This window comes from Staphylococcus sp. HMSC055A09, assembly GCF_001809655.1.
GTDB lineage: Bacteria > Bacillota > Bacilli > Staphylococcales > Staphylococcaceae > Staphylococcus > Staphylococcus capitis.
Window position 1 is genome coordinate 197,578 of the sequence record NZ_KV798369.1, and the last position, 25,660, is coordinate 223,237.

Sequence of the window (25,660 nt, forward strand, 5' to 3'; positions counted from 1 at the left end):
TACGCAAAATAGAATAAACGATATACTGTATAAAATCAAGTCACGTTCTGTGATAATAGAGTGACAAATATAATAAAAAAATAAAATTTAATTTTTCGGAGCAAACTTATGATTGTAATGATAGATAACCATGATTCTTTTACTTATAATTTAATAGATTATCTTAAAGTTCAAACGACTGATGAGGTTAAAGTTATATCAGTTGATGAAGTATCAATTACAAAGCTTAAAAAGTTGAGTCCTAAAGCTATTATTATTTCACCTGGGCCCGGTAAACCAAGTGATTATCCGGTACTTTCAACCATTATTTCTCATTATGACCAACTTATTCCAATTCTTGGCGTTTGTTTAGGCTTCCAACTCATTGTTGAATATTATGGTGGTCGTATTATTCATAGCCCTAAACCTATACATGGTCATACCACTACTCTACGCCATACCAATGAAGGTATTTTCAAAGGACTTCCTCAAGAGTTTAACGTGATGAGATATCACTCATTAATGGTAGATTCAGAATACATACCAAACACTTTAAAGGTCACTGCGACTAATGACGAGAATGTTATTATGGCAGTTCAACATCAATATTTATCCATTTACGGTGTGCAATACCACCCAGAATCTATTTTAAGTGAATATGGTCATGACCAACTTAAATTATTTTTAAATGAGGCAGGCGTTGAATATGCATGTTGAATTCAATTACCGATATTTTGAAGATGAAGAAAGTTGTACGGATTATCATATTCTGATGGAAGAATATCTAGATTCTAAGATTGCATACAGTGTTGAGGAAGTGGGGAATGTTATTCATTTTGCTGAAAATGAACAGCAAAAAGGTTACTATGTCGCAGTATATATAGCGTATGAAGCGGCTCCCTATTTTAATAAGCATATGTGTGTAAATACAACAGGGGAAGCAAAGATTTTAGCAGCTGCATATTCTTTCAAGTGTGGTCGAGATGTAGAGAGAAATCGTCGTCATGATGGTGCTCATACAAATAATGCTTTATCGCATCATTTTAAATTCATAGAAAGTGATGAAGCAATGATTGACAAAATAAAGCACATTCAAAAAGCCATAGTAGATGGCCATACATATCAAGTTAACTACACTACGCGATTAATTTCAGATATTCAGTTACCTATTAAAGCACTATATGACAAACTGAATAATCAACAAAATGGTAGTTATACAGCTCTAATCGATACACCAGATATAAAAGTAGCGTCTATTTCTCCAGAGTTGTTCTTTCAAAAAGGAAAATTTAAAGGTAAGAGCAACATCATTGTTAGTAAACCTATGAAAGGAACTATGCCCAGAGGTCGAACTATAGAGGAAGACGAAACATTATATAATAAATTAATACATTCTGATAAAGATAGAGCCGAAAATGTCATGATAGTAGATTTGTTAAGAAATGATATTTCTCGAATTTCACAAAGTGGCACAGTTAATGTATACAAACCATTTATGATTGAGCGTTATAACACAGTATTTCAAATGACGAGCATGGTTACTGGACAGCTGGAGTCAGAAATGAAGCTCATAAATATTTTAACTGCTTTATTTCCTTGTGGATCAATTACAGGCGCACCTAAATTAAGTACCATGAAATATATTGAACAATTAGAATCATCCCCTCGCTCAATATATTGTGGAACGATAGGTATGTTACTACCAGAAGGACGTATGATTTTTAATATTCCAATACGTACGATTGAATATAGAAATCAAAGTGCAATCTATGGCGTTGGCGCTGGTATTACTATTGATTCTATCCCTGAAAATGAAGTTCAAGAATTTCACGACAAAACTAAAATCTTGGAGAATTTGTAAGATGCAATTATTTGAAACAATGAAACTTGAAGATGGTTGTATATATAGAGAAGTTTATCATTTAAAAAGAATTACAGAATCAAGCAAAGAGTTAAAATTTAATTTTGATCAACAGCAATGGTATGAGTTAACTCAAATGATAAAGACGACATATCCAAATGGCAAATATCGTTTGAAGTTAACTTTAGAACAAAATGGGCAATTAAATTATGTACTCGCACCTTTAGCAGATAAGACATTTTTTACAGCAAAAATGGTTCAAAGATCTCATCTAGTAAAAGAATTGATTATCGTTAATAAAACTTCTGAACGTCATTATCTAGAACATAGTCATGAAACAGATTTAATACTTTTATATGATGAAAATGGAAAAATTTTGGAATTTGACATTGGCAACATTATGATCGAGGAAGGAAATGAATGGTACACACCATGTTATAACGATGACTTTCTACGAGGTTGTATGCGTCAATCACTTATTGATCAAGGTAAATTAAAAACGAAGAATATAGATATAGATGATTTTAGAAAGAAATTACAAAGAAAACAAATTAATGTCTATTTAATCAATAGTCTACGAGAGGTTGCCGATGTCAAAATTTATCTATAAAATTAATATGAAAGAAATTTGAATATTTAAAAGAAGAGGTAGCCTATGACAATCTTATGGTTAGTTATCTTAGTTGTGCTCGCAATTTTAAATAAATATATTGTTCAAAAATTGTTATCGCAAAATAAAATGCTTTACGCACGAATTTGTGCAACGATAACTAGCCTATGTGCATGTCTATTGGTTTATCTTTTAATAAAATCGTTGATGCCGCATGTCATTGATTTAATGAATGTGTTTTATCATTACTAATTTGTATGAGGTGGAAATATGAAAATATACAGTCAAGGCGACCAAGCTATTGTTGTATCTATTGAAAAAGATGTATCTCAAAACCTTACAGAGGATTTATTAGCATTAAGATCATATTTAATTGATAAAGCATATCCATTTATTACTGAAATTGTACCTACAGAATCTGATTTGATGATTTGCTATGATGCTAGAGACATGATTAAACATCACAATATTCAATCACCATTTTTATATATGAAAGCTTTAATTGATTCAATACAAATGGAAATTAACCACCATGAGGGTGAACAACAACTTATTGAGGTACCCATCGTATATGGTGATGAATTTGGTCCAGACCTCCCTGAATTATTGAAGCATCTTAAACTTAAATTATCGGACTTTATACAATTACATACCGGTGCGAACTACTTTGTTTCAATGATGGGATATTCTCCTGGATTTCCATATTTAACGGGTATGCATAAAAAGTTACATGTTAATCATACGAGTAAACACAAAAAATTTATCCCAGCTGGTTCAGTTATTCTTGAGGGGAAAAAATGTGGAATTGTAACTACTGATACGTATAACGATTGGTTGGTCATAGGATATACACCACTTAAATTATTCTTTCCTAATCAAGAAGATTTTACGTTATTTAAATTAGGGGACAATGTAACTTTCAAAGCGAAAGAGAAAAACGATATAGAGCTAGGAGATTTTAAACATGTCAATCATAATTGAAAATAGTGGGCTATTTAGTAGTTTTCAAGATTTTGGGCGAGATGGTTATGAACATGACGGCGTAATACCTGGTGGGGCTTTAGATGATTTAGCTCATGAAATTGCAAACCGACTTGTAGCCAATGACAAAAATGAAGCTACGCTTGAAATGACACATAAAATGGCAACGATTCGTTTTACTGAACCTGCGTTGATTGCTTTAACTGGTGGTAATTTCAAAGCCGAAACTCAAAATATAAAAGTATACCCTAATAAATTATATCTTATAGAAAAAGGGGAAGTACTTAAATTTAAAGAAACAAGTCGCACCTCACGTGTATATCTAGCAATTGGTGGAGGATTTAAGTTAGATAGATGGCTTGATTCTACGTCTACAGATTTTAATGTTAAAATAGGTGGTTTTAGAGGGAGGAAATTGGAAAACGGGGATGAAGTAGAATTAAAACGCGACTATTCTAAACGTCATATTAAATTATTTGAAAACTTAGCTAAAACACGGACAACGGATTGGGGAATAGATGGATATGCACTATCCTTTAACTACATTTCAGACGTATTTCATGTAGTTAAGAACAAAGGTACCGAGGATTTTAAGAAGGATGCTATTCAACGTTTTACGTTAACTGATTATAAAGTATCTAGTAAAACGAATAGAGTAGGAATGTTATTAGATGGTCAGAAAATCAAAGCCTATTATGATGATATGCCGGCACATCAATCAGTTAAAAAAGGAACAATACAAGTTAAAAGAGATGGTACACCTATCGTCTTATTAAATGATCACTATACATTAGGAAGTTATCCTCAAATTGGAACAATAGCAAGTTATCATTTAACAAAGTTAGCTCAAAAACCTCAAGGGTCTAAATTAAAATTCCAATTTATAGATATTGAAACAGCGGAGAAGAATTTGATTAAGTATAGTAACTGGTTAAACCAGCTGTTTCATGGTATTGAGTATCGTATGCAACTTGAAATGATGAAATAGCTAGTTGAAGAGGATAAATTAAAGTTTTTTATTAGCTAGTACTAAAGTATGATGAAATGATTGGGATAAATAATTATAATTAGATATTGTTTTATAAAATCTTTGAGTCGCACAACTATTTGATTTATTTGTATTAGTGACAATAACATACTTTTATATCGTGTTTTTACTTGATATTTGTAACACATTACTATATATTTATAAATTGAACTATGTATTATTGTTACAATATGATTACAAACATCATAATTTCTTAATAAAAAGTTAACATCTTTAAAGAATGAGTTAGTACTAAACTTTATTACGAACTAGCTTACATTGAATTATTAATAATGAATTTTATAAAATGAATAAATAGTTATCAAACACTGAGCCAATGGAACATTAAAGGAAATAAAAATAACCAGTAAATATTGAATTGTCGGAAAGCGACAATATATCATTTTGATAATTAAGTATTAAATCCAAAGTACGTATTAAGTTTTATAATTAATTTCTGATTATCAACTTTGAAATTTTTTATTTGATTATTAAACATTGTGATAAATGTATAAAAATGATTTATTACTATTAACGGAGGAAACAAACATGAGTTTACCCAAAAAGAAAATTAGTCTTTTTGCGTTCTTCTTATTAACGGTATTCACGATTACCTTGAAGACGTATTTTTCATATTATGTTGATTTTTCTTTAGGTGTTAAGGGATTAGTTCAAAACTTAATATTACTTATGAATCCTTATAGTTTAATTGCACTAACTTTGAGTGTGTTCTTATTCTTTAAAGGTAAGAAAGCTTTCTGGTTCATGTTTATTGGGGGATTCCTATTAACGTTTCTACTTTATGCAAACGTTGTGTACTTCCGATTTTTCTCAGACTTTTTAACATTTAGCACATTGAACCAAGCAGGTAACGTTGAATCAATGGGTGGCGCTGTCGGAGCATCATTTAAATGGTACGACTTCGTTTATTTCATTGATACGATTATTTACCTTATTATTTTAATTTTTAAACGTAATTGGTTGGATACAAGAGCATTTAGTAAGAAATTTGTTCCAGTTGTAATGGCAGCTTCAGTGGCATTATTCTTTTTAAACTTAGCATTTGCAGAAACAGATAGACCTGAATTATTAACTAGAACATTTGACCATAAATATCTTGTTAAATACTTAGGTCCTTATAACTTTACTGTTTATGATGGCGTGAAAACAATCCAAAACAATCAACAAAAGGCACTTGCTTCTGAAGATGATTTAACCAAAGTTTTAAATTATACAAAGCAAAAGCGCACTGAACCAAATCAAGAGTATTATGGTGTAGCGAAAAAGAAAAATATTATTAAAATACACTTGGAAAGTTTCCAAACTTTCTTAATTAACAAAAAGGTAAACGGTAAAGAAGTTACCCCATTCTTGAATAAATTATCAAGTGGTAAACAAGACTTTACTTATTTCCCTAACTTCTTCCATCAAACTGGACAAGGTAAAACATCCGATGCTGAGTTTACTATGGATAATAGTTTATATGGATTACCACAAGGTTCTGCATATTCACTTAAAGGCGATAACACTTATCAATCATTACCAGCTATTTTAGACCAAAAAGAAGGTTACACTTCAAACGTTATGCACGGTGACTATAAAACATTCTGGAACCGTGACCAAGTGTACAAACATTTTGGTATTGATAAGTTCTATGATGCAACATATTTTGATATGTCTGATGATAATATTGTTAACCTTGGTCTTAAAGATAAACCGTTCTTTAAAGCATCAGCTGACTATCAATCTAAAATGAAAAAACCGTTCTACTCTCATATGATTACATTAACGAACCACTATCCATTCACATTGGATGAAAAAGATGCATCAATTGATAAACCTAACACAGGTGACACAACAGTAGACGGTTATATTCAAACAGCACATTATCTTGACCAAGCTTTAGAAGAGTACATTACTGATCTTAAGAAAAAAGGTCTTTACGATAATTCAGTTATTATGATTTACGGTGACCACTATGGTATCTCTGAAAATCATAACAACGCTATGGAAAAACTATTAGGTGAGAAAATCACTCCAGCTAAATTTACTGATTTAAACCGTACTGGTTTCTGGTTGAAAATACCTCGTAAATCAGGTGGTGTAAATAAAGAGTATGCTGGCCAAATGGACGTTATGCCAACAATTCTGCACCTAGTAGGTATCGACAGTAAGAACTACTTAATGTTTGGTACAGACATGTTCTCTAAACAACATAATGATGTTGTACCATTTAGAAACGGTGACTTTATTACTAAAGATTATAAATACGTAAATGGTAAGCTTTACTCAAATAAAGATAATGAATTACTAACGAAGAAACCTAAGGACTTCGACAAGAATAAGAAACAAGTTGAGAAAGATCTTGAAATGAGTGATAGCGTTCTTAACGGTGACTTATTCAGATTCTACAAAAATCCTGACTTCAAGAAAATTAACCCATCTAAGTATGAATACAAAACAGGTCCTAAAGGTAACGAGAAAAAATAATACTACACATCAATCTGGATTGAGTAGCTTAACCAAGTTTACTCAATCCAGATTTTTCCATTTCACAAAAAAAGAGGGCTATCAGATTCTTCGCGTATCGCGAAACAATTTATCTGATAGTCCTCTTTTTTATATAAGCAAAAATTAATCTAAATTAATTAATGTAACTTAAATACAACTAACCCAGAGCAACATCAAGTATCATCATAATCGTAAACCCAATCATTAAGCTCATTGTAGCTAAATCAGTATTATTACTTGATTGAGAATCTGGGATAAGTTCTTCAACGACGACAAAGATCATCGCACCAGCGGCAAAGGCTAATGCATAAGGTAAAACGGGATTTACAACTAAGATAGCAGCTGCACCAATTGTTGCAAAAATAGGCTCAACAATAGCTGAAGCTTGCCCATAATTGAAAGATTTCAATCGAGAAGCACCTGCAGCTCTGATTGGCATGGATAATGCAGCACCTTCAGGAATATTTTGAATACCAATACCTATAGCAAGACCTATTGCACCTAAGAAAGTGGCTTGTCCATTACCTGAGACAACGCCTCCAAACGCTACACCAATTGATAATCCCTCGGGAATATTGTGTAGCGTAATTGCTAATACAAGTAATGTATTTTTACCGAGTGATGTTTTCACACCTTCACGCTGTTGATTTTTATCTTGAGCATTTTGATGAATATGAGGAATAACATAATCTAATGCTCGAATAAAGAAGCCTCCAAGAATAAAACCTATTGCAGCAGGAAGCCATGGAACCGAACTTCCTTTACTCGATTCAATAGCAGGTTCTAATAAGGACCAAAAACTTGCCGCTATCATAATACCTGCTGCAAAACCTTGCATTGAGTTTAAAACTTTATCATTTACCTTCTTAAACACAAAAACAGCTGCCGCACCAAGCGCAGTTAATAACCACGTGATGATACCAGCTGTGAGTGCTTGAATATATGGTGGCAGATTTTCAAAGAATTGTGCCATAAGTATGTCTCCTTGTATCATTTAAGTCTAAAAAGGTGTATAATATATAGAACTGAATTAAGCTTAACAAAATTATTTTAAAAATTCGATAGTTGACAATATTCTTTATTTGAAAAGGAAGATAAGCATGGAAGCATATAAAATTGAACATTTAAATAAATCCTATGCAGATAAAGTCATATTCGACAATTTAAATTTATCTATCTCAGAACATGAAAGAATTGGTCTTGTAGGAATTAATGGTACAGGGAAGAGTACATTACTCAAGGTTATCGGTGGCATAGATGAAGATTTTACTGCAGATATTATTCACCCTAATCAATATCGAATACGTTATTCATCTCAGAAGCAAGATTTAGATGGAGATATGACAGTATTTGAAGCAGTATTAAGTTCGGACACACCTACATTAAGTATTATTAAAGCATACGAAAGTGCTGTAAATGCTTATGCAGCTGATCAAAGTGAAACAAAATTAAATACTATGATGCGTGCGCAAGAAGCAATGGATAGGAATGAAGCGTGGGACTATAATGCTGAAATTAAAACGATATTATCAAAATTAGGCATTAATGATACTAATAAATATGTTCGAGAGCTTTCAGGTGGTCAACAAAAACGCGTTGTTCTAGCTAAGACGCTTATTGAACAACCAGATTTATTGCTACTTGATGAGCCCACAAACCATTTAGATTTTGAGTCCATTAACTGGTTAATTAATTATGTAAAACAATACCCGCATACTGTTTTATTTGTAACTCACGATCGTTATTTCCTAAATGAAGTATCTACTCGTATCATTGAATTAGATAGAGGGAAGTTAAATGCATACCCAGGTAATTACGAAGATTACATAGCAATGCGTGCTGAAAATGAGATAATTGAACAAAAGCAACAGCAAAAGCAAAAAGCACTATATAAACAAGAATTAGCTTGGATGCGAGCGGGAGCTAAGGCGAGAACAACAAAACAACAAGCACGTATTAACCGATTTAATGATCTTGAATCAGAAGTAAAGAGTCACCATTCTCAAGATAAAGGAGAATTGAACCTTGCATATTCTAGGCTTGGTAAACAAGTTTATGAATTAGATCATGTAACGAAGTCGATTAAAGACAGAGTATTATTTAAAGATATTACTGAAATTATTCAAAGTGGGCAACGCATAGGCGTTGTAGGGCCTAATGGCGCAGGTAAAACAACATTACTAAATATACTAAGTAATGAGGACCATGACTTTGATGGAGAGTTAAAGATTGGGCAGACTGTTAAGGTAGCCTATTTTAAACAAACAGAGGAAACGTTAAATCGCGACATTAGAATGATTGATTATTTACGTGAAGAAAGTGAAGTGGCTAAAGAGAAAGATGGAACTTCGATTTCTGTCACTCAATTATTAGAGCGATTCCTATTTCCAAGTTCTACTCATGGTAAGAAAATTTATAAACTATCCGGTGGAGAACAAAAAAGACTTTATTTATTACGTCTATTAGTACATAAACCTAATGTACTTTTACTAGATGAGCCAACAAACGATTTAGATACTGAAACGCTCACTATTTTAGAGGATTATATCGATGATTTCGGTGGTTCTGTAATAACTGTTAGTCACGATCGATATTTTCTTAACAAAGTTGCACAAGAGTATTGGTATATTCATGATGGTTACATGGAAAAAATCAAAGGTACATTTGAAGATTATGAGGCTTATAAGAAAGAACAAGATAGGCAAACATCATTAGCTAAACAATCTGCACAACAATCTAAACAACAGGCGCAAACAAGAAAGAAATCAGGGTTATCTTATAAAGAAAAATTAGAATACGAAACAATTATGACACGTATTGAAGAGACGGAAGAAAGATTGGAAGTCATTGATGAAGAAATGGTAGCCGCCAGTGCGGATTATGGCAAAATCAAAGAACTAAATGAAGAAAAAGAACAACTTGAACAAACATATGAAGCAGACATCACAAGATGGAGTGAACTTGAGGAAATAAAAGAACAATAAGGGGAATGAAATCATGCAAGAAACTTTATCGCATTATTTTGGTTACGAAACATTTCGACCTGGACAAAAGGAGATTATAACCAAAATATTAGACCATCGCAATACGCTTGGAGTTCTTCCAACCGGTGGCGGTAAATCAATATGCTATCAAGTACCAGGACTAATGCTTGGAGGCACGACGATTGTTATAAGTCCACTTATTTCATTAATGAAAGACCAAGTTGATCAGCTCAAAGCGATGGGCATCAAAGCTGCTTATTTAAACAGTAGTCTGACTCAGAAGCAACAAAAAGAGGTTGAACAAGAACTTAAGCAGGGTGACATTCAATTCTTATATGTAGCACCTGAGAGATTTGAGAACTCTTATTTCTTAAATTTACTTCGAAAAGTTAATATTCATTTAGTTGCATTTGATGAAGCACATTGTATTTCTAAATGGGGTCATGATTTTAGACCAAGTTATCAAAGTGTTATTCACAGAGTATTTTCTTTACCTCAAGATTTCACGATTGTAGCGTTAACAGCTACCGCTACGGCTGAAGTTCAACAGGACATTATGGAAAAGTTAAACATCGGCAAAAATGACGAAATTAAGACGAGCACGAAACGTCGCAATTTAATTTTCAGAGTGAACCCAACGTACCAACGTCAAAAATTTGTAGTGGACTACGTGACTAGTCATGAAGGACAAGCAGGTATTATTTATTGTTCAACTCGTAAACAGGTTGAAGAGTTAAATGAAGCTTTAGAAAATGAAAACGTTAAAAGTACAATTTATCATGCTGGTCTCACAAATAAAGAACGTGAAGAAGCGCAAAACGATTTTCTATACGATCGTGTAGAAGTGGTTGTCGCAACAAATGCCTTTGGAATGGGAATAGACAAATCAAATGTGCGCTATGTTGTTCATTATAATATGCCTGGAGATATAGAATCTTATTATCAAGAAGCTGGACGTGCTGGTCGTGATGGTTTAAAAAGTGAATGTATCCTATTATTTAGTGAACGAGATAAGGGCTTACATGAGTATTTTATTACTGTTTCACAAGCAGATGAAGATTATAAGGATAAAATGGGTGAAAAACTCACTAAAATGCTTCAATATACAAAGACTAAGAAATGTCTCGAGGCAACGATTGTGCATTACTTTGAACCAAATGAAAATTTAGAAGAATGCGATCAATGCAGTAACTGTATACAAGAAAATAAAACATATGATATGACACGTGAAGCTAAAATGATAATAAGTTGTATAGCTAGAATAAAACAACAAGAGAGCTATAGCGTTATTATTCAAGTATTAAGAGGCGAAATTACAGACTATATAAAATACAATGATTACGATCAACTTACAACTCATGGGTTGATGAAAAACTACACTACATCTGAATTAGCGCATTTAATTGACGAGTTACGTTTTAAAGGTTATCTCAATGAAAATGATGAAATCCTCATATGTGATAATTCAGTTAAAGATTTACTTAATGATAGTACGAAAGTTTATACTACGCCGTTTAAACAAAAAAGCAAAGAAAAGGTTTATATCAATACGGTCGAAGGTGTCGATCGCGCACTTTATAGTGAACTTGTTGAAGTACGTAAACAACTTAGTGATAAATTAGATATCCCTCCAGTGAATATTTTTTCTGATTATACACTTGAAGAATTTGCGAAACGTAAACCAGAAACTAAACAAGAAATGATTTCAATAGATGGAGTAGGAAGCTATAAATTGAAGCATTACTGTCCAAAGTTTTTAGAAAAAATACAGACCTATAAAACAAGTATATAATACATTATCCTAACAACGACAAAGTCTATCTTATCTAGATTTTGTCGTTGTTTTTAAATTAACGCGTAATTTTTGAACTATTGATGATATCACTTTTGCAAAAATAAAATACTCTCTTCTAAAACGCCCATAAATATATTTGATTCATATACTATTTTTAATAAGTGTAGAAAATTTAAAAAATTCAATAATATAAAGCTTAATAAAATGTTATTTTCTCATTAAAAGTGATTTAATAGGGAATATAGATTAAAAATTGTCTACTTTTAGTAGAATGAACGAAGGTGAAATTGTGATTAAATTTAAGAATGTTACGAAACGATATGGGAATAATACAGCAGTAGATAATGTAAGTTTTAATATCAAAGAAGGGGAATTTTTCGTGTTAATTGGACCATCAGGGTGTGGAAAAACGACAACACTTAAAATGATTAATCGCTTAATTCCATTAAGTGAAGGATATATTTATTTTAAAGATAAACCTATTAGTGATTACCCTGTATATGAAATGCGTTGGGACATTGGATACGTCTTACAACAAATTGCTTTATTTCCACATATGACTATAAAAGAGAATGTTGCACAAGTACCTCAAATGAAGAAATGGAAAGATAAAGATATCGATCAACGTGTAGACGAATTATTAAATATGGTTGGTTTAAAGCCTGAAAAATTTAAAAACCGAAAACCTGATGAATTGTCAGGTGGACAGCGCCAACGAGTAGGAGTGGTAAGAGCTTTAGCAGCAGATCCTCCTGTTATTATTATGGATGAACCATTTAGTGCCTTAGATCCTATAAGTAGAGAAAAATTACAAGATGATTTAATTGAGCTACAAACTAAAATTAAAAAGACTATTGTCTTTGTTACACATGATATTCAAGAAGCAATGAAATTGGGAGATAGAATTTGCCTATTAAATGATGGTCATGTTGAACAAATTGATACACCACAAGGTTTCAAAGATCATCCTCAAACTGACTTTGTAAAACAATTTATGGGAAGTCACCTTGAACAACAATCTCAAAACAGACTGACTAATATAAAAATTAAAGAATTAAATATACATCGTCCTTTAGAAGGAATGTCAGATACATCAAGTTATCCTGAAGTGAATGAGAATCAGAAAGTAGAGGACATTTATCATCTTCTAGCACAAACAGATGCTGTTATTGTTAATGATAGTAACAATCAAAATCAGTATTTACTAAAACGTGAAGACATCTTCAACTATTTAGCTGAAAGAAAGGAGAACGTCACACATGCATGAGTTTCTAAATACGTTAAGTGATAGAAAAGGACAACTTCTTTCTACGATTATTGAACACATCCAAATTTCATTTATCGCATTATTAATTGCAACTATTATTGCAGTACCTTTAGGAATACTATTAACGAAAACTAAAAAAATATCAGAGATTGTAATGAATATCGCTGCGGTATTACAAACTATCCCTTCTCTAGCATTATTAGGTCTGATGATACCAATATTTGGGATTGGACGAGTGCCTGCAATCATTGCTTTAGTTGTATATGCATTACTGCCTATATTGCGTAATACATACACTGGTATAGAAGAAGTAGATCCATCTTTAGTTGAAGCGGCTAAAGGTATTGGCATGAAACCAATTAGAAGACTTACGAAGGTAGAGCTACCTATTGCGATGCCTGTTATTATGGCAGGTATACGTACTGCAATGGTATTAATTATCGGAACTGCTACTTTAGCAGCACTTATTGGTGCTGGTGGTTTAGGGGATCTTATTTTACTAGGTATAGATCGTAATGATAGTTCACTTATTTTAATTGGTGCGATTCCAGCAGCGTTATTAGCTATTATTTTCGATTTAATATTAAGATATATGGAGAAGCTTTCATATAAGAAAATAATAATTACTCTTGGTGCAATTGTACTAGTTATTTTATTAGCAATTGTAATTCCACTGTTTGCACAAAAGGGTGATAAGATTACACTTGCGGGTAAATTAGGTTCAGAACCTTCAGTTATTACTAACATGTATAAAATCTTAATTGAAGATGAAACAGATGACACTGTTGATGTTAAAGATGGGATGGGTAAAACATCGTTCTTATTTAATGCCTTGAAATCTGATGATATAGATGGTTATTTAGAGTTTACGGGTACTGTGTTAGGTGAGCTTACTAAAGAAGACTTAAAATCTAAAAAAGAACCAGCAGTATATCAACAGGCAAAGACAAGCTTAGAGAAGAAAGATCACATGACGATGCTTAAACCAATGAAATATAATAATACGTATGCGTTAGCAGTTAAACGAGACTTTGCAAAGAAAAATAATATTAAGACGATCGGCGATTTACAAAAGGTTGAAGATAAACTTAAACCAGGATTTACATTAGAATTTAACGATCGTCCTGATGGTTTTAAAGCCGTTAAAAAGGCTTATAATCTTAATATTTCTAATGTGAAAACAATGGAACCAAAGCTGCGTTATACAGCTGTTGAAAAAGGAGACATTAATTTAATCGATGCGTATTCAACAGATGCTGAATTAAAACAATATAATATGGTTGTGTTGAAAGACGATAAACACGTATTCCCACCTTACCAAGGTGCACCAATGTTTAAAGAAAAATTCCTTAAAGAACATCCTGAAGTTAAGAAACCACTGAATAAATTAGCTGGAAAAATTACAGATGAACAAATGCAAGAAATGAACTACAAAGTAACAGTTAAAAAGCAAGATCCTTATAAAGTAGCCAAAGATTATTTGAAAAAAGAAGGGTTAATTAAATAATATTTATTGAATTCCTGACACGATGAAATGTCAGGAATTTTTATTTATCAGCCATTAAAGGTTCATTGATTTTAAAATGCATTATTGTTTATAATTAATATTAAGTTTTTGAAAATTTCAGTCAATTTAGAGGGGGATGCTCAACTATGAAAAGTCAGTTAAATCAATTATGTGCATATGAACCTGGTCTTTCTCCAGAAGCATTAAAAAAAGAGTATGGTATTGAGGGTGAATTATTCAAATTAGCATCAAATGAAAATTTATATGGACCTACGCCAAAAGCCAAAGAAGCAATCAAGCAACATTTAGATGAGCTATATTATTATCCCGAAAGTGGCTCACCAAGTCTAAGAAAAGCTATTAGTAAACATTTAAATGTCGACGAATCACGTATTTTATTTGGGGCCGGCCTTGATGAAGTAATATTAATGATTTCAAGAGCGGTGTTAACACCTGGAGATAAAATTGTGACGAGTGAAGCTACTTTTGGACAGTACTATCATAATGCTATCGTCGAGTCAGCCGAGGTTGTTCAAGTTCCACTTAAAGAGGGTGGGTTTGATCTAGAAGGTATCCTACAAAGTATTGATGATCATACAGCTCTAGTTTGGTTATGTAATCCTAATAACCCAACTGGTACATATTTTGATCAAGAAACGCTAAATGATTTCTTGGAACGTGTGCCGAGTCATATTCCGGTATTAATTGATGAAGCGTATGTTGAATTTGTAACTGCACCAGATTTTCCTAACACTTTAGAGTTACAAGAAACATTTGAGAATGCTTTTTTACTGCGCACATTTTCTAAAGCTTATGGCTTGGCTGGATTAAGAGTAGGTTACGTAGTTGCTTCTTCTGATGCTATTGAAAAGTGGAACATCATTAGACCACCATTCAACGTTACTAGAATCTCAGAATATGCAGCAATTGCTGCACTAGAAGACCAAGCGTATTTGAAAGAAATTACTCATAAAAATGCTATAGAACGTGAGAAATTTTATCAAATTCCTCAAAGTAAGCACTTTTTACCAAGTCAAACTAATTTCATCTTTGTAAAAACCAACAATAGTAAAGCGTTATATGATGAGTTACTAAAGGTAGGATGTATTACTAGACCTTTTCCGGATGGTGTAAGAATTACGATTGGATTTCCTGAACAAAATAAGAAGATGTTAGAAGTATTAAAAGACTTCAATTATTAAGATGTTCTAATATTTATATATTTAAAAGTTAAAAGGGTGTAGTGCAGAATGAAGATTTTTGAATGAATACTGTGCTACACTTTAATATTTGCTATACTAAATCATGTATTTAAGTTTCAAAATCATTAGGGAGTGTACTTTAGAATGTCTCGAAAGAAAATAGCTATAGATATGGATGAAGTCTTAGCTGATACGCTAGGTGAAATTATTGATGCAGTAAATGAGAGAGCAAATCTTGGGATTTCCATCGAATCTTTAAATGGTAAAAAATTAAAACATATGATGCCTGAACATGAAGGATTAGTGACTGAAATATTAAGAGAGCCAGGTTTCTTTAGACGTTTGAAAGTGATGCCACACGCTCAAGACGTAGTTGAAAAATTAAATCATCATTATGACGTATATATAGCTACAGCAGCAATGGATGTGCCAACATCATTTCATGATAAATATGAATGGTTATTAGAATTCTTCCCATTCTTAAACCCACAACACTTTGTATTTTGTGGGAGAAAAAATATTGTGAATGCTGATTATTTAATAGATGATAATCCAAAGCAACTTGAGATTTTTGAAGGTGAATCAATTATGTTTACAGCATCTCATAATATAAATGATGATAGATTTGACCGTGTAAGTGGTTGGAAAGACGTTGAAGATTATTTCTTAGGTAACTAGAATTTCTTTATAAAACATATAAACGGCAACTTCTAATTGTTATTTCAATAGAGGTTGCCGTTCACTATTATTCAAAACTTTATGTTTTCTTATTTAAAATTGATTTATATTCATGAAGTTGCGAGTAAATAATTAACTTTATTTAAATCAAATACTTAGCCTAAATAAATCAACTTATGATTTACCAAATTCTGGAAAAGTAAGAAGTTGTATTGCTTTAGGTAAAACTTCAATTTCAATAGGTGTTTCTAAACTAATCTCACCATCTATATCGACTTTCATATTAGGTTCAGTGGATAGAGAAATATGTTGACCTGGAATATGGTCTATGCCCTCAGTAATTTCATTCCAATTCATACTATCTCTTTTCTTAAAAATATCATTTAAAATACTAAAACTTTGATCATCGAATATAAACGTATCAACTTTTCCATCTTGAGGAGAGAGGTCAGTTAAAGGAACGCGTCCGCCACCGATATTTGGGCCATTAGCTATAAGAAGCATAGAGGTATTACCAGTTTCTTCTCTTCCATCAACGTTGAGCTTAAAGTTGAATTTACTAGGATTCATTAGTGTTTTTACTGTTGATCCAATATAACTTAGCTTGCCAAAAACATCCTTAGAACCTTCTTGGACATTCTCAGCATTTTGAACTATTAGCCCTAAACCAACAAAGTTAAGGACAAATGTATCATTAACTTTCATTACATCATATGAACCAACTTGTGCTGAAAGTAATTGGGAACTTGCATTTTTAAAGTTAGAGTCTAAGTTTAATGTTTTAGTGAAGTCATTAAATGTTCCACCTGGGATAATACCCACTGGTAATTGTAAATCGTGTTGCATGACACCGTTTACCAGTTCATTAACAGTACCATCTCCACCTAAAATAAATAATATATCTATTTCTGAACCATATTTATCATTCTTAATAGATTCACAGTATTTGATAATGTCGCCTTCGTTTTCACTTAACTGAATTGATAAGTGCTTACACATTGAACTAAGTGATTTAGTCACCTCACCAAGTCCTTCATATATATCTTTTAAGCCACTATGTTCATGATAAAACAAGACACCATGGTTATATTTATTTTCCATTTTGAATGCCTACTTTCGTAAAATTCTCTTAGTTTAAGGGTTACCCTTTTTCGAGTAACAAAAGCAAATAATTAGAAATTATAACTATTATAAAATAAAAAAACCACAAGTCGAAAATAATCGACTTGTAGCTAGAGATACGATTAACGAATGCCTTTCATCGCTTTTATAATTTTAGGACTGAAAGCAAGAATAATAAATGTAATTATAGCTGTAGTAACACCTAAGAAAATGAAGTAATTCGTTTGACCCAATGGATCTATTAATTTAACTAATGTACCATTAAATGCTTGAGCAGATGCGTTTGTTAATAACCATAAACTCATCATTTGAGCATTGAATGCTTTCGGTGCTAATTTTACTGCTGCACTATTACCAGTAGGAGAAAGACACAACTCACCAACGACACATATGATGTATGAGAGAATTACCCAGTTTACTGAGAAATGCGTGTTTCCGTAAATATTACCAATAATACCCATCATAATATATGATGCGCCAGCCATTAAAGCGCCTATAACAAATTTCATTGGTAGGCTAGGTTGACGTTTACCTAATTTTTGCCAAACTGCAGATACGACTGGTGCAAATAATAAGATAAACAAAGGATTTATTGATTGGAAGATGGCTTCACCGAAGTTTGTTTTCCAACCAAATAAATTTAATTTCATATCTGAATGCTCTATACCATAAATATTTAATACGTTAGAGCCTTGTTCTTGTATTGCCCAGAAAAGCATACCTAAAATAAATAAAGGAATAAAAGCTTTTACACGTGAACGTTCAATATCAGTTACTTCTTTACTACGAATCATAGTAGTGAAATAGATTATTGGTAATGCAATACCTAAAACGAGTACTGAATTACTAACTAAATCGAATGATAATGTATGAGTTATGTAAGAAATGATAACTACTATCGCTATAACTACTGTAATCATCGCTATAATTATACTGTATTTTTTCTTTTCAGTTGGTGATAGTGGATTTGTTGGTTTCATGCCTACACTACCTAAATTTTTGCGATTAAATAATACATACCAAACTAAACCTAATGCCATACCAATAGCAGCAATTAAGAATCCGCCATGGAAGTTTTTAACATTAATGAAGTGTTGCAAAATAATAGGTGAAACAAGTGCGCCAAAGTTAACAGACATATAGAAGATTACAAATCCTGCGTCCATTCTCACGTCATTTTGTGGATACAAACGACCTACAATATTTGAAATATTTGGCTTCATTAAACCTGAACCAACAATAATAAAGAACATAGAAGCGAATAGGCCAAACATTGCAAATGGTAAACTTAAACAGATATGTCCAATAATTATTAAAACTGCACCTATTAAAGTTGCACCACGTGTCCCTGTAATTCTGTCCGCAATCCAACCTCCTGGAATAGAAGACATATATATTAAAGCCCCGTATACAGACATGATAGACATTGCCGTAGTTTTATCGATTCCAAGTCCATGATCTTGTATCGCAAAATACATATAAAAAATAAGCATCGCTCTCATGCCGTAGTAGCTAAAACGCTCCCAAAACTCTACGAAAAAGAGTACGCCTAAACCTCGAGGATGCCCAAAGAATCCATGTTGAGGTATTTCTTGAACTGCTTGCTCATGGGAATTATTCGTTGTCATAATATCATCCCATCCTTTCTTCCCCTAATACCATATTTAATTGTTTAAAAACGATTGTACTATTGTAAATAATAAGTTTCAACAATTTTCAAAAAATAAAAATAATATGAATATTCAGTCAATTTATAGATTTTACTACATTTATAAGATAATATGTGTCTTTATTTGATTAATTATAAGCATGTGTAGAAATAAATCAATATAAATAAAATACGCTTTAACGCGTCAAAGTGCAATACTTTTTTTATCAAATTTGAAAATAATTTTTTATAACAAAAATCCTCCATTAAACATTTAATTTTAATGGAGGATAGTGGTATTTATCGATTATCAATCTTTTCAGGATACATATCGTGATTCATCAAACGATGTTCAGCCATCTTTTCATATTTAGAATTAGGACGGCCATAGTTTGTATATGGGTCAATTGAGATGCCACCTCTAGGTGTGAATTTACCCCAAACTTCAATATAATGAGGATCCATAAGTTCAATCAAATCATTCATAATTATATTCATACAATCTTCGTGGAAGTCACCATGGTTTCTAAAGCTAAATAAATATAGTTTCAATGATTTAGATTCAACCATTTTGACATTAGGGATATATGAAATATAAATTGTTGCAAAATCTGGTTGGCCTGTAATAGGACATAACGATGTAAACTCTGGACAATTAAATTTGACGAAGTAGTCACGACCTTGATGCTTGTTATCAAAGGTTTCTAGAACATCTGGTCTGTAATTAAAATCATACGTATTGTTTTGATTTCCTAGTAAAGTAATATCTTGAAGTTCATCTTTTTGACGTCCTTGTGCCATTTAATTTAGCTCCTTTAACTTTCTTTTATATTTGATTCTCGTCGTGCCTTTTCAAACATATAGTAACTTGCGCTAATAATAACAACATAACCTAAAGTAGCTAACATATCTGGTGTTTCTCCGAATAAGATGAAACCAAATAATGCTGTGAATATTATAGAAGCATATGTGAAGATTGAAATGTCTTTAGCAGGCGCAAAGCTATATGCAAGTGTGATACCTATTTGTCCAACAGCTGCAGATAAACCTGCACCAAGCAAGTATAAAACTTGGACAGTTGTCATAGGTTCAAATGTGAAAATTGAGAATGGTATTAAGACAACAACTGAGAATAATGAGAAATAGAATACAATTGTATAAGGTTTTTCACGTGTACTAAGTGCACGAACACATGTGTAAGCTGACGCAGCAAATATACCTGAAAATAAGCCGGCTATTGATGGAATCACTGATGATGAAAATTCAGGTTTAACAATGAGTAACATACCTAATATAGCGATAATCATCGCTGATATTTGATATTTACGAACCTTCTCATGTAAAAAGATTAAACTTAGGAGAATTGTCCAGAAAGGATTCAATTTCATTAGTGTATCGGCATCACTAAGTACCATATGGTCAATAGCGTATATATTCAGTAATACTCCTATGAGACCTAGTGTAGAACGTGAAATCAATAAAGGTTGGCTACTCAGTTTACCAAATATAGGTTGCTTATATTTTATGATAAAAAATAGAGGTATAAACATAGCTACTAAATTTCTAGCTAAAGATTTTTGGAAGACAGGTAAGTCTCCAGCAAGTCTGAAGAATACAGACATAAAACTAAATCCAATAGCAGAAATTAAGATAGCAATAATACCTTTTACTTTTGGATTCAATATTATCGCCTCAATACAATAAGTTTAACGTAACTATATTAGCATAAATAAAGGAGCTATGCATGAGTACTTGCAAATTAAAAAGAGACGTTTTATAATAATCACACGAACACATGTTCTGTTAGTAAGTGCTAGACTATTAAGCAACTCAATTGTGGGTAATGAAAGTGATTAATATTCAAATTGGTATATATATGTTGCATACTATCATATTGAGATTTTACCAGGTCACACAATGAACAGGTACGTCTAAATTTTAGTAAAATGCAAGCAAAGAAACTTGAAAAAATTTTTTTATTCAGAATATTAGTCTTTAAACACGTAGTGGTGCACTTTCTAAAAATTTTAGTTTTTTCGTCATTAAACTTTAACTTTCATTAAACATTCTACTTATGTATAATGAAACACAGAATATAGTATGAACTTTTAAAACCAAACACTATATATAGTGTTTGGAGTTTAAAAGTTCATACTGGGAAATTAATAAATTTTAATGCAAAATCACACTAATTCAAATGATAAATCATTGCAAAATTAGTAATCAGTTACAAATAAAGCAATTTATCATTTAGTATTATTTAAGTTTTAAGTACTATATGTAGTGGTTATAAACTTAAAGACATACTAAAGGCATTAAAATAAATTTTCTTTTACAAGAAATAAGAATATTTAGAAATTAAAAATCAAAACGGTTTACACCTCTATAGTAGTGGTGCTTTTATTTTTTGAGTTTGTGAATGCTCAATATAGACACGACAACTAAAGATTGAAGAAAGAAGGTGATCCAATGAAAGTAGTATATTTCTCATTTTCTGGAAATGTTAGACGTTTTATAAAGCGAGCAGAAATTGATGACACGTTAGAAATTACTCAAGACAATTGTACGGAACCAGTAAATGAACCATATATCTTAGTTACTGGCACTATTGGATTTGGAGAAGTGCCACAACCTGTTCAATCTTTTTTAGAAGTTAATCACGCTCAATTACAAGCGGTAGCTGCAAGCGGAAATCGTAATTGGGGGCAAAATTTTGCTAAAGCAGGCCGTACAATCTCAGAGGACTATGATGTTCCTCTACTTATGAAATTTGAAGTACAAGGTACGAACAATGATGTAATTGAATTTAAGGATAAGGTGGGTAATTTCAATGAAAACCATGAACGAGAAGAAATACAATCATATTGAACTAAATAATGAAGTAACGAAGCGGAAAGATAATGGTTTCTTTGATTTAGAGAAGGATCAGGAAGCATTAAAAGTTTATCTTGAAGAAATCCACGATAAAACAATTTATTTCGATGATGAAATTGAACGTTTACATTACCTTGTGGATAATGACTTTTATTTCAATGTATTTGAGAAATACTCTGAAGAAGAATTACGAGAAATTACTGAATATGCTAAGTCAATCTATTTTCAATTCGCTAGCTACATGTCTGCAAGTAAGTTCTATAAGGACTATGCTTTAAAAACAAACGATAAAAGTCAATTTTTAGAAGACTATAATCAACATGTTGCAATTGTTGCCCTTTATTTAGCTAATGGTGATACTAAACAAGCAAAACAATTTATTTCTTCTATGGTTGAACAACGTTATCAACCAGCAACGCCTACTTTCTTAAACGCAGGTCGTGCACGTCGCGGTGAGCTCGTTTCATGTTTCTTATTAGAAGTTGATGATAGTTTAAATTCTATTAACTTTATTGATTCAACAGCGAAGCAACTAAGTAAAATTGGTGGCGGTGTCGCTATTAATTTATCAAAATTACGTGCCCGTGGAGAGGCAATCAAAGGTATTAAAGGTGTTGCTAAAGGTGTATTACCAGTAGCTAAAGCACTTGAAGGTGGATTTAGTTATGCCGATCAATTAGGTCAAAGACCTGGTGCAGGTGCTGTATATTTAAATATTTTCCATTATGATGTGGAAGAATTTTTAGATACTAAAAAGGTCAATGCTGATGAAGATTTACGTTTATCTACAATTTCAACAGGTCTTATTGTTCCTTCTAAGTTCTTTGATTTAGCTAAAGAAGGTAAAGACTTCTATATGTTCGCCCCACATACTGTAAAACAAGAGTATGGTGTGACATTAGATGATATTGATTTAGAGAAATATTATGATGATATGGTTGCTAATCCTAACATTGATAAGAAGAAAAAAGATGCACGTGAAATGTTAAATACAATTGCACAAACTCAACTACAATCTGGTTATCCGTATTTAATGTTTAAAGATAATGCAAATAAAGTACATGCCAACTCCGATATTGGTCAAATTAAAATGAGTAATTTATGTACAGAAATTTTCCAATTACAAGAGACATCTATTATCAATGACTATGGTACACAAGATGAGATTAAACGTGATATTTCTTGTAATCTTGGCTCTCTAAACATTGTTAATGTTATGGAATCAGGTAAATTCAGAGATTCTGTTCACACTGGTATGGATGCACTTACTGTAGTGAGTGATGAAGCTAATATACAAAATGCTCCAGGTGTTAAAAAAGCTAATAGTGAGTTGCACTCAGTAGGTCTAGGTGTAATGAACCTTCATGGATATTTAGCAAAAAATAAAATCGGTTATGAGTCTGAAGAGGCGAAAGACTTTGCTAATATATTCTTCATGATGATGAACTATTATTCTATAGAACGTTCAATGGAAATAGCTAAAGAACGCGGAGAAAGCTATCAAGATTTTGACCAATCAGATTATGCTAATGGCAAATACTTTGAATTCTATACTTCACAAGAATTTGAGCCACAATTTGAAAAAGTTCGCCAGCTATTCGATGGTTTAGATATTCCAACATCAGAAGATTGGAAAGCTCTACAAAAAGAAGTAGAACAATATGGTCTTTATCATGCTTACCGTTTAGCTATTGCACCTACTCAAAGTATTTCATATGTGCAAAATGCAACAAGCTCTGTAATGCCTATTGTAGATCAAATTGAGCGTCGTACTTATGGAAATGCTGAAACATTTTATCCAATGCCTTTCCTATCACTTGAAACAATGTGGTATTACAAATCAGCATTTAATACTGATCAAATGAAATTAATCGATTTAGTTTCAACAATACAAACACATGTAGACCAAGGTATTTCAACAATTCTATATGTAAATTCAGAAATTTCTACACGTGAACTTTCAAGATTATATGTTTACGCACACTATAAAGGACTAAAATCACTTTATTATACACGTAACAAATTACTTAGTGTAGAAGAATGTACAAGCTGTGCAATCTAATATTTTAAATTAAATAAAATGCTAGAAATTTCAATCACTGCTAATTATGTTTATCATATTTAGTGTGGTTGAAATTCTCTATGCAATACATAATAATGACAGGAGGATTTACATGAAAGCGGTCAACTGGAACACCCAAGAAGATATGACGAATATGTTTTGGCGTCAAAACATCTCACAAATGTGGGTCGAAACAGAGTTTAAAGTTTCAAAAGATATAGCAAGTTGGAAAACATTGACAGATTCTGAAAAAGAAACATTTAAAAAGGCTTTAGCAGGATTAACAGGGCTAGATACTCATCAAGCAGACGATGGAATGCCTTTGATTATGTTACATACGACTGATTTAAGAAAAAAAGCTGTATACTCATTTATGGCTATGATGGAACAAATTCACGCTAAAAGTTATTCTCATATCTTCACAACATTACTTCCGTCTAGTGAAACGAACTATTTGTTAGACACATGGGTAATTGAAGAACCTCATTTAAAATATAAATCAGATAAAATTATCGACAACTATCATAAGCTTTGGGGAAAAGAAGCATCAATTTTTGATCAATATATCGCAAGAGTATCAAGTGTATTCTTAGAAACGTTCTTATTTTACTCTGGTTTCTACTATCCGCTATACCTTGCTGGTCAAGGTAAAATGACGACTTCTGGTGAAATTATTCGTAAAATCTTATTAGATGAATCAATTCACGGTGTTTTCACTGGTTTAGATGCTCAAAGCTTACGCAATGAGCTGTCAGAGAGTGAAAAGCAAAAAGCAGATCAAGAAATGTATAAGTTATTAAACGAACTTTATGATAATGAAGTATCTTATACACACTTATTATATGATGATATTGGTTTAACTGAAGATGTACTTAACTATGTTCGTTATAATGGTAATAAGGCTTTATCTAACTTAGGTTTTGAACCTTATTTTGAAGAACGTGAATTTAATCCAATTATCGAGAATGCTTTAGATACATCTACTAAGAACCATGACTTCTTCTCAGTAAAAGGTGACGGCTATACGTTAGCATTAAATGTTGAAGCGTTACGAGATGAAGACTTTGTATTCGATGAATAATAAATATTAACCTAATAAGAAGAAAAACCTTTAGTTTACAATACTTACCGTGTTGTATAACTAAAGGTTTTTTGATTTTTATATAATAAAAAGGTTAAGCAAACTCAATTGCTTAACCTTAGTTACAAAATGACTATTAAAAACTTTTAAAGTAAGTTATATTTCAAAATACAAATGATAGTGAAATTTACATCTACTATTAAAATGTGCTTTGCATTTAGGACACACTTCAACCATCATGTAGTCGTGAATACTCATTTCATGGTTGCACACACCACACATAATAACTTTTCTATCAAATTCTTTCTCAGTCCATCTTTGTATAGAATGTGATTCATGTTCATCATGACATTTATAACAAGGATAATATTTGTCACAACATTTAAATTTAATTGCAATAACATCTAAAAAAGAGTGATAGTGAGTACATCTTGTCTCTTTATCAATGACTGAACCGTGAATATTAGGCAT

Annotated in this window: 22 protein-coding genes; 16 read left to right on the forward strand and 6 right to left on the reverse strand. The window is 31.9% G+C overall.

What is annotated here, in order from left to right; translation table 11 throughout:
* Nucleotides 1-108: 108 nt before the first annotated feature.
* From HMPREF2642_RS06555 to ltaS, 7 genes are all read left to right on the forward strand, one after another.
* Nucleotides 109-696 carry an anthranilate synthase component II gene (locus tag HMPREF2642_RS06555; RefSeq protein ID WP_049428783.1) on the forward strand — a complete coding sequence of 196 codons (588 nt, stop codon included), beginning with the start codon at nucleotides 109-111 and terminating at the stop codon, nucleotides 694-696.
* Nucleotides 686-1,840: an aminodeoxychorismate synthase component I gene (gene pabB, locus HMPREF2642_RS06560; RefSeq protein ID WP_030063462.1), complete on the forward strand. Its 1,155-nt coding sequence runs from the start codon at nucleotides 686-688 to the stop codon at nucleotides 1,838-1,840. Before HMPREF2642_RS06555 ends, pabB begins: the two co-directional genes overlap by 11 nt.
* Before the next feature lies 1 nt (nucleotide 1,841).
* Nucleotides 1,842-2,450 (forward strand): aminotransferase class IV, encoded by a 609-nt coding sequence (locus HMPREF2642_RS06565; protein ID WP_070597736.1) that lies wholly within the window; start codon nucleotides 1,842-1,844, stop codon nucleotides 2,448-2,450.
* Between the two features lie 45 nt (nucleotides 2,451-2,495).
* Complete coding sequence (locus tag HMPREF2642_RS11775) at nucleotides 2,496-2,702, forward strand: hypothetical protein (protein WP_049307326.1); 207 nt, start codon at nucleotides 2,496-2,498, stop codon at nucleotides 2,700-2,702.
* 18 nt (nucleotides 2,703-2,720) lie between these two features.
* The gene (locus HMPREF2642_RS06570; RefSeq protein ID WP_002433099.1) at nucleotides 2,721-3,431 is read left to right on the forward strand and encodes a 5-oxoprolinase subunit B family protein; all 711 of its coding nucleotides are present in this window, start codon (nucleotides 2,721-2,723) and stop codon (nucleotides 3,429-3,431) included.
* The gene (locus tag HMPREF2642_RS06575) at nucleotides 3,415-4,419 is read left to right on the forward strand and encodes a 5-oxoprolinase subunit C family protein (protein WP_002433206.1); all 1,005 of its coding nucleotides are present in this window, start codon (nucleotides 3,415-3,417) and stop codon (nucleotides 4,417-4,419) included. Before HMPREF2642_RS06570 ends, HMPREF2642_RS06575 begins: the two co-directional genes overlap by 17 nt.
* A gap of 588 nt (nucleotides 4,420-5,007) precedes the next feature.
* On the forward strand, nucleotides 5,008-6,948 hold the full coding sequence (gene ltaS, locus HMPREF2642_RS06580; protein WP_070597737.1) for a polyglycerol-phosphate lipoteichoic acid synthase LtaS: 1,941 nt from the start codon (nucleotides 5,008-5,010) through the stop codon (nucleotides 6,946-6,948).
* Between the two features lie 178 nt (nucleotides 6,949-7,126).
* Here the strand turns inward: ltaS and HMPREF2642_RS06585 are convergent, their stop codons facing one another.
* A complete protein-coding gene (locus HMPREF2642_RS06585) occupies nucleotides 7,127-7,942 on the reverse strand; it encodes a ZIP family metal transporter (protein WP_002433109.1) in 816 nt (271 codons plus the stop codon).
* 121 nt (nucleotides 7,943-8,063) lie between these two features.
* Between HMPREF2642_RS06585 and HMPREF2642_RS06590 the strand changes: the two genes are divergently transcribed.
* The 6 genes from HMPREF2642_RS06590 (at nucleotide 8,064) to HMPREF2642_RS06615 (ending at nucleotide 16,402) form a co-directional block, all read left to right on the forward strand.
* Complete coding sequence (locus HMPREF2642_RS06590) at nucleotides 8,064-9,953, forward strand: ABC-F family ATP-binding cassette domain-containing protein (protein WP_172969465.1); 1,890 nt, start codon at nucleotides 8,064-8,066, stop codon at nucleotides 9,951-9,953.
* A 10-nt stretch (nucleotides 9,954-9,963) separates the two neighbouring features.
* Nucleotides 9,964-11,745 carry a DNA helicase RecQ gene (gene recQ / locus HMPREF2642_RS06595; protein WP_030063470.1) on the forward strand — a complete coding sequence of 594 codons (1,782 nt, stop codon included), beginning with the start codon at nucleotides 9,964-9,966 and terminating at the stop codon, nucleotides 11,743-11,745.
* A gap of 292 nt (nucleotides 11,746-12,037) precedes the next feature.
* Nucleotides 12,038-13,015: an ABC transporter ATP-binding protein gene (locus HMPREF2642_RS06600; protein WP_030063472.1), complete on the forward strand. Its 978-nt coding sequence runs from the start codon at nucleotides 12,038-12,040 to the stop codon at nucleotides 13,013-13,015.
* A complete protein-coding gene (locus HMPREF2642_RS06605; RefSeq protein WP_002433273.1) occupies nucleotides 13,008-14,522 on the forward strand; it encodes an ABC transporter permease/substrate-binding protein in 1,515 nt (504 codons plus the stop codon). The genes HMPREF2642_RS06600 and HMPREF2642_RS06605 overlap by 8 nt, the downstream gene beginning before the upstream one ends.
* A 146-nt stretch (nucleotides 14,523-14,668) precedes the next feature.
* Nucleotides 14,669-15,724, forward strand: coding sequence for a histidinol-phosphate transaminase (hisC, locus tag HMPREF2642_RS06610; protein ID WP_049428777.1), 1,056 nt, complete (start codon nucleotides 14,669-14,671; stop codon nucleotides 15,722-15,724).
* 144 nt (nucleotides 15,725-15,868) lie between these two features.
* Entirely contained in the window at nucleotides 15,869-16,402 is a 534-nt protein-coding gene (locus HMPREF2642_RS06615; RefSeq protein ID WP_070597738.1) for a 5' nucleotidase, NT5C type, read from the forward strand.
* Nucleotides 16,403-16,576: 174 nt separating this feature from the next.
* On the opposite strand, the gene HMPREF2642_RS06620 is transcribed toward HMPREF2642_RS06615, so the two are convergent.
* The 4 genes from HMPREF2642_RS06620 to HMPREF2642_RS06635 all read right to left on the reverse strand — a co-directional run bounded on the left by HMPREF2642_RS06620 (nucleotide 16,577) and on the right by HMPREF2642_RS06635 (nucleotide 20,854).
* On the reverse strand, nucleotides 16,577-17,503 hold the full coding sequence (locus HMPREF2642_RS06620; protein WP_002433375.1) for a diacylglycerol/lipid kinase family protein: 927 nt from the start codon (nucleotides 17,501-17,503) through the stop codon (nucleotides 16,577-16,579).
* A gap of 143 nt (nucleotides 17,504-17,646) precedes the next feature.
* Complete coding sequence (locus HMPREF2642_RS06625) at nucleotides 17,647-19,152, reverse strand: peptide MFS transporter (RefSeq protein WP_030064705.1); 1,506 nt, start codon at nucleotides 19,150-19,152, stop codon at nucleotides 17,647-17,649.
* Between the two features lie 320 nt (nucleotides 19,153-19,472).
* Nucleotides 19,473-19,973, reverse strand: a complete 501-nt coding sequence (queF, locus tag HMPREF2642_RS06630; RefSeq protein WP_002452724.1) for a preQ(1) synthase — start codon at nucleotides 19,971-19,973, stop codon at nucleotides 19,473-19,475.
* 14 nt (nucleotides 19,974-19,987) lie between these two features.
* Nucleotides 19,988-20,854 carry a DMT family transporter gene (locus tag HMPREF2642_RS06635; RefSeq protein ID WP_002433090.1) on the reverse strand — a complete coding sequence of 289 codons (867 nt, stop codon included), beginning with the start codon at nucleotides 20,852-20,854 and terminating at the stop codon, nucleotides 19,988-19,990.
* A 787-nt stretch (nucleotides 20,855-21,641) separates the two neighbouring features.
* Between HMPREF2642_RS06635 and nrdI the strand changes: the two genes are divergently transcribed.
* From nrdI to nrdF, 3 genes are all read left to right on the forward strand, one after another.
* Nucleotides 21,642-22,040, forward strand: a complete 399-nt coding sequence (gene nrdI / locus HMPREF2642_RS06640) for a class Ib ribonucleoside-diphosphate reductase assembly flavoprotein NrdI (protein WP_023350668.1) — start codon at nucleotides 21,642-21,644, stop codon at nucleotides 22,038-22,040.
* Nucleotides 22,003-24,108: a class 1b ribonucleoside-diphosphate reductase subunit alpha gene (gene nrdE, locus HMPREF2642_RS06645; protein ID WP_070597739.1), complete on the forward strand. Its 2,106-nt coding sequence runs from the start codon at nucleotides 22,003-22,005 to the stop codon at nucleotides 24,106-24,108. Before nrdI ends, nrdE begins: the two co-directional genes overlap by 38 nt.
* Nucleotides 24,109-24,220: 112 nt before the next feature.
* Nucleotides 24,221-25,189, forward strand: a complete 969-nt coding sequence (gene nrdF, locus HMPREF2642_RS06650) for a class 1b ribonucleoside-diphosphate reductase subunit beta (protein ID WP_002433452.1) — start codon at nucleotides 24,221-24,223, stop codon at nucleotides 25,187-25,189.
* A 156-nt stretch (nucleotides 25,190-25,345) separates the two neighbouring features.
* Here nrdF and HMPREF2642_RS06655 read toward each other — a convergent pair whose 3' ends face one another.
* Nucleotides 25,346-25,660: a CHY zinc finger protein gene (locus HMPREF2642_RS06655; protein WP_030064710.1), complete on the reverse strand. Its 315-nt coding sequence runs from the start codon at nucleotides 25,658-25,660 to the stop codon at nucleotides 25,346-25,348.

Excerpts from the sequence above, each read along its gene's own strand:
- HMPREF2642_RS06570 (WP_002433099.1), top strand. The coding sequence starts at position 2,721 with ATGAAAATATACAGTCAAGGCGACCAAGCTATTGTTGTATCTATTGAA.
- queF (WP_002452724.1), bottom strand. The coding sequence starts at position 19,973 with ATGGCACAAGGACGTCAAAAAGATGAACTTCAAGATATTACTTTACTA.
- HMPREF2642_RS06575 (WP_002433206.1), top strand. The coding sequence starts at position 3,415 with ATGTCAATCATAATTGAAAATAGTGGGCTATTTAGTAGTTTTCAAGAT.
- HMPREF2642_RS06620 (WP_002433375.1), bottom strand. The coding sequence starts at position 17,503 with ATGGAAAATAAATATAACCATGGTGTCTTGTTTTATCATGAACATAGT.
- ltaS (WP_070597737.1), top strand. The coding sequence starts at position 5,008 with ATGAGTTTACCCAAAAAGAAAATTAGTCTTTTTGCGTTCTTCTTATTA.
- HMPREF2642_RS06565 (WP_070597736.1), top strand. The coding sequence starts at position 1,842 with ATGCAATTATTTGAAACAATGAAACTTGAAGATGGTTGTATATATAGA.
- HMPREF2642_RS06655 (WP_030064710.1), bottom strand. The coding sequence starts at position 25,660 with ATGCCTAATATTCACGGTTCAGTCATTGATAAAGAGACAAGATGTACT.
- pabB (WP_030063462.1), top strand. The coding sequence starts at position 686 with ATGCATGTTGAATTCAATTACCGATATTTTGAAGATGAAGAAAGTTGT.
- HMPREF2642_RS06625 (WP_030064705.1), bottom strand. The coding sequence starts at position 19,152 with ATGACAACGAATAATTCCCATGAGCAAGCAGTTCAAGAAATACCTCAA.
- nrdI (WP_023350668.1), top strand. The coding sequence starts at position 21,642 with ATGAAAGTAGTATATTTCTCATTTTCTGGAAATGTTAGACGTTTTATA.
- HMPREF2642_RS11775 (WP_049307326.1), top strand. The coding sequence starts at position 2,496 with ATGACAATCTTATGGTTAGTTATCTTAGTTGTGCTCGCAATTTTAAAT.
- nrdF (WP_002433452.1), top strand. The coding sequence starts at position 24,221 with ATGAAAGCGGTCAACTGGAACACCCAAGAAGATATGACGAATATGTTT.
- hisC (WP_049428777.1), top strand. The coding sequence starts at position 14,669 with ATGAAAAGTCAGTTAAATCAATTATGTGCATATGAACCTGGTCTTTCT.
- HMPREF2642_RS06555 (WP_049428783.1), top strand. The coding sequence starts at position 109 with ATGATTGTAATGATAGATAACCATGATTCTTTTACTTATAATTTAATA.
- HMPREF2642_RS06585 (WP_002433109.1), bottom strand. The coding sequence starts at position 7,942 with ATGGCACAATTCTTTGAAAATCTGCCACCATATATTCAAGCACTCACA.
- HMPREF2642_RS06615 (WP_070597738.1), top strand. The coding sequence starts at position 15,869 with ATGTCTCGAAAGAAAATAGCTATAGATATGGATGAAGTCTTAGCTGAT.
- nrdE (WP_070597739.1), top strand. The coding sequence starts at position 22,003 with ATGAAAACCATGAACGAGAAGAAATACAATCATATTGAACTAAATAAT.
- HMPREF2642_RS06605 (WP_002433273.1), top strand. The coding sequence starts at position 13,008 with ATGCATGAGTTTCTAAATACGTTAAGTGATAGAAAAGGACAACTTCTT.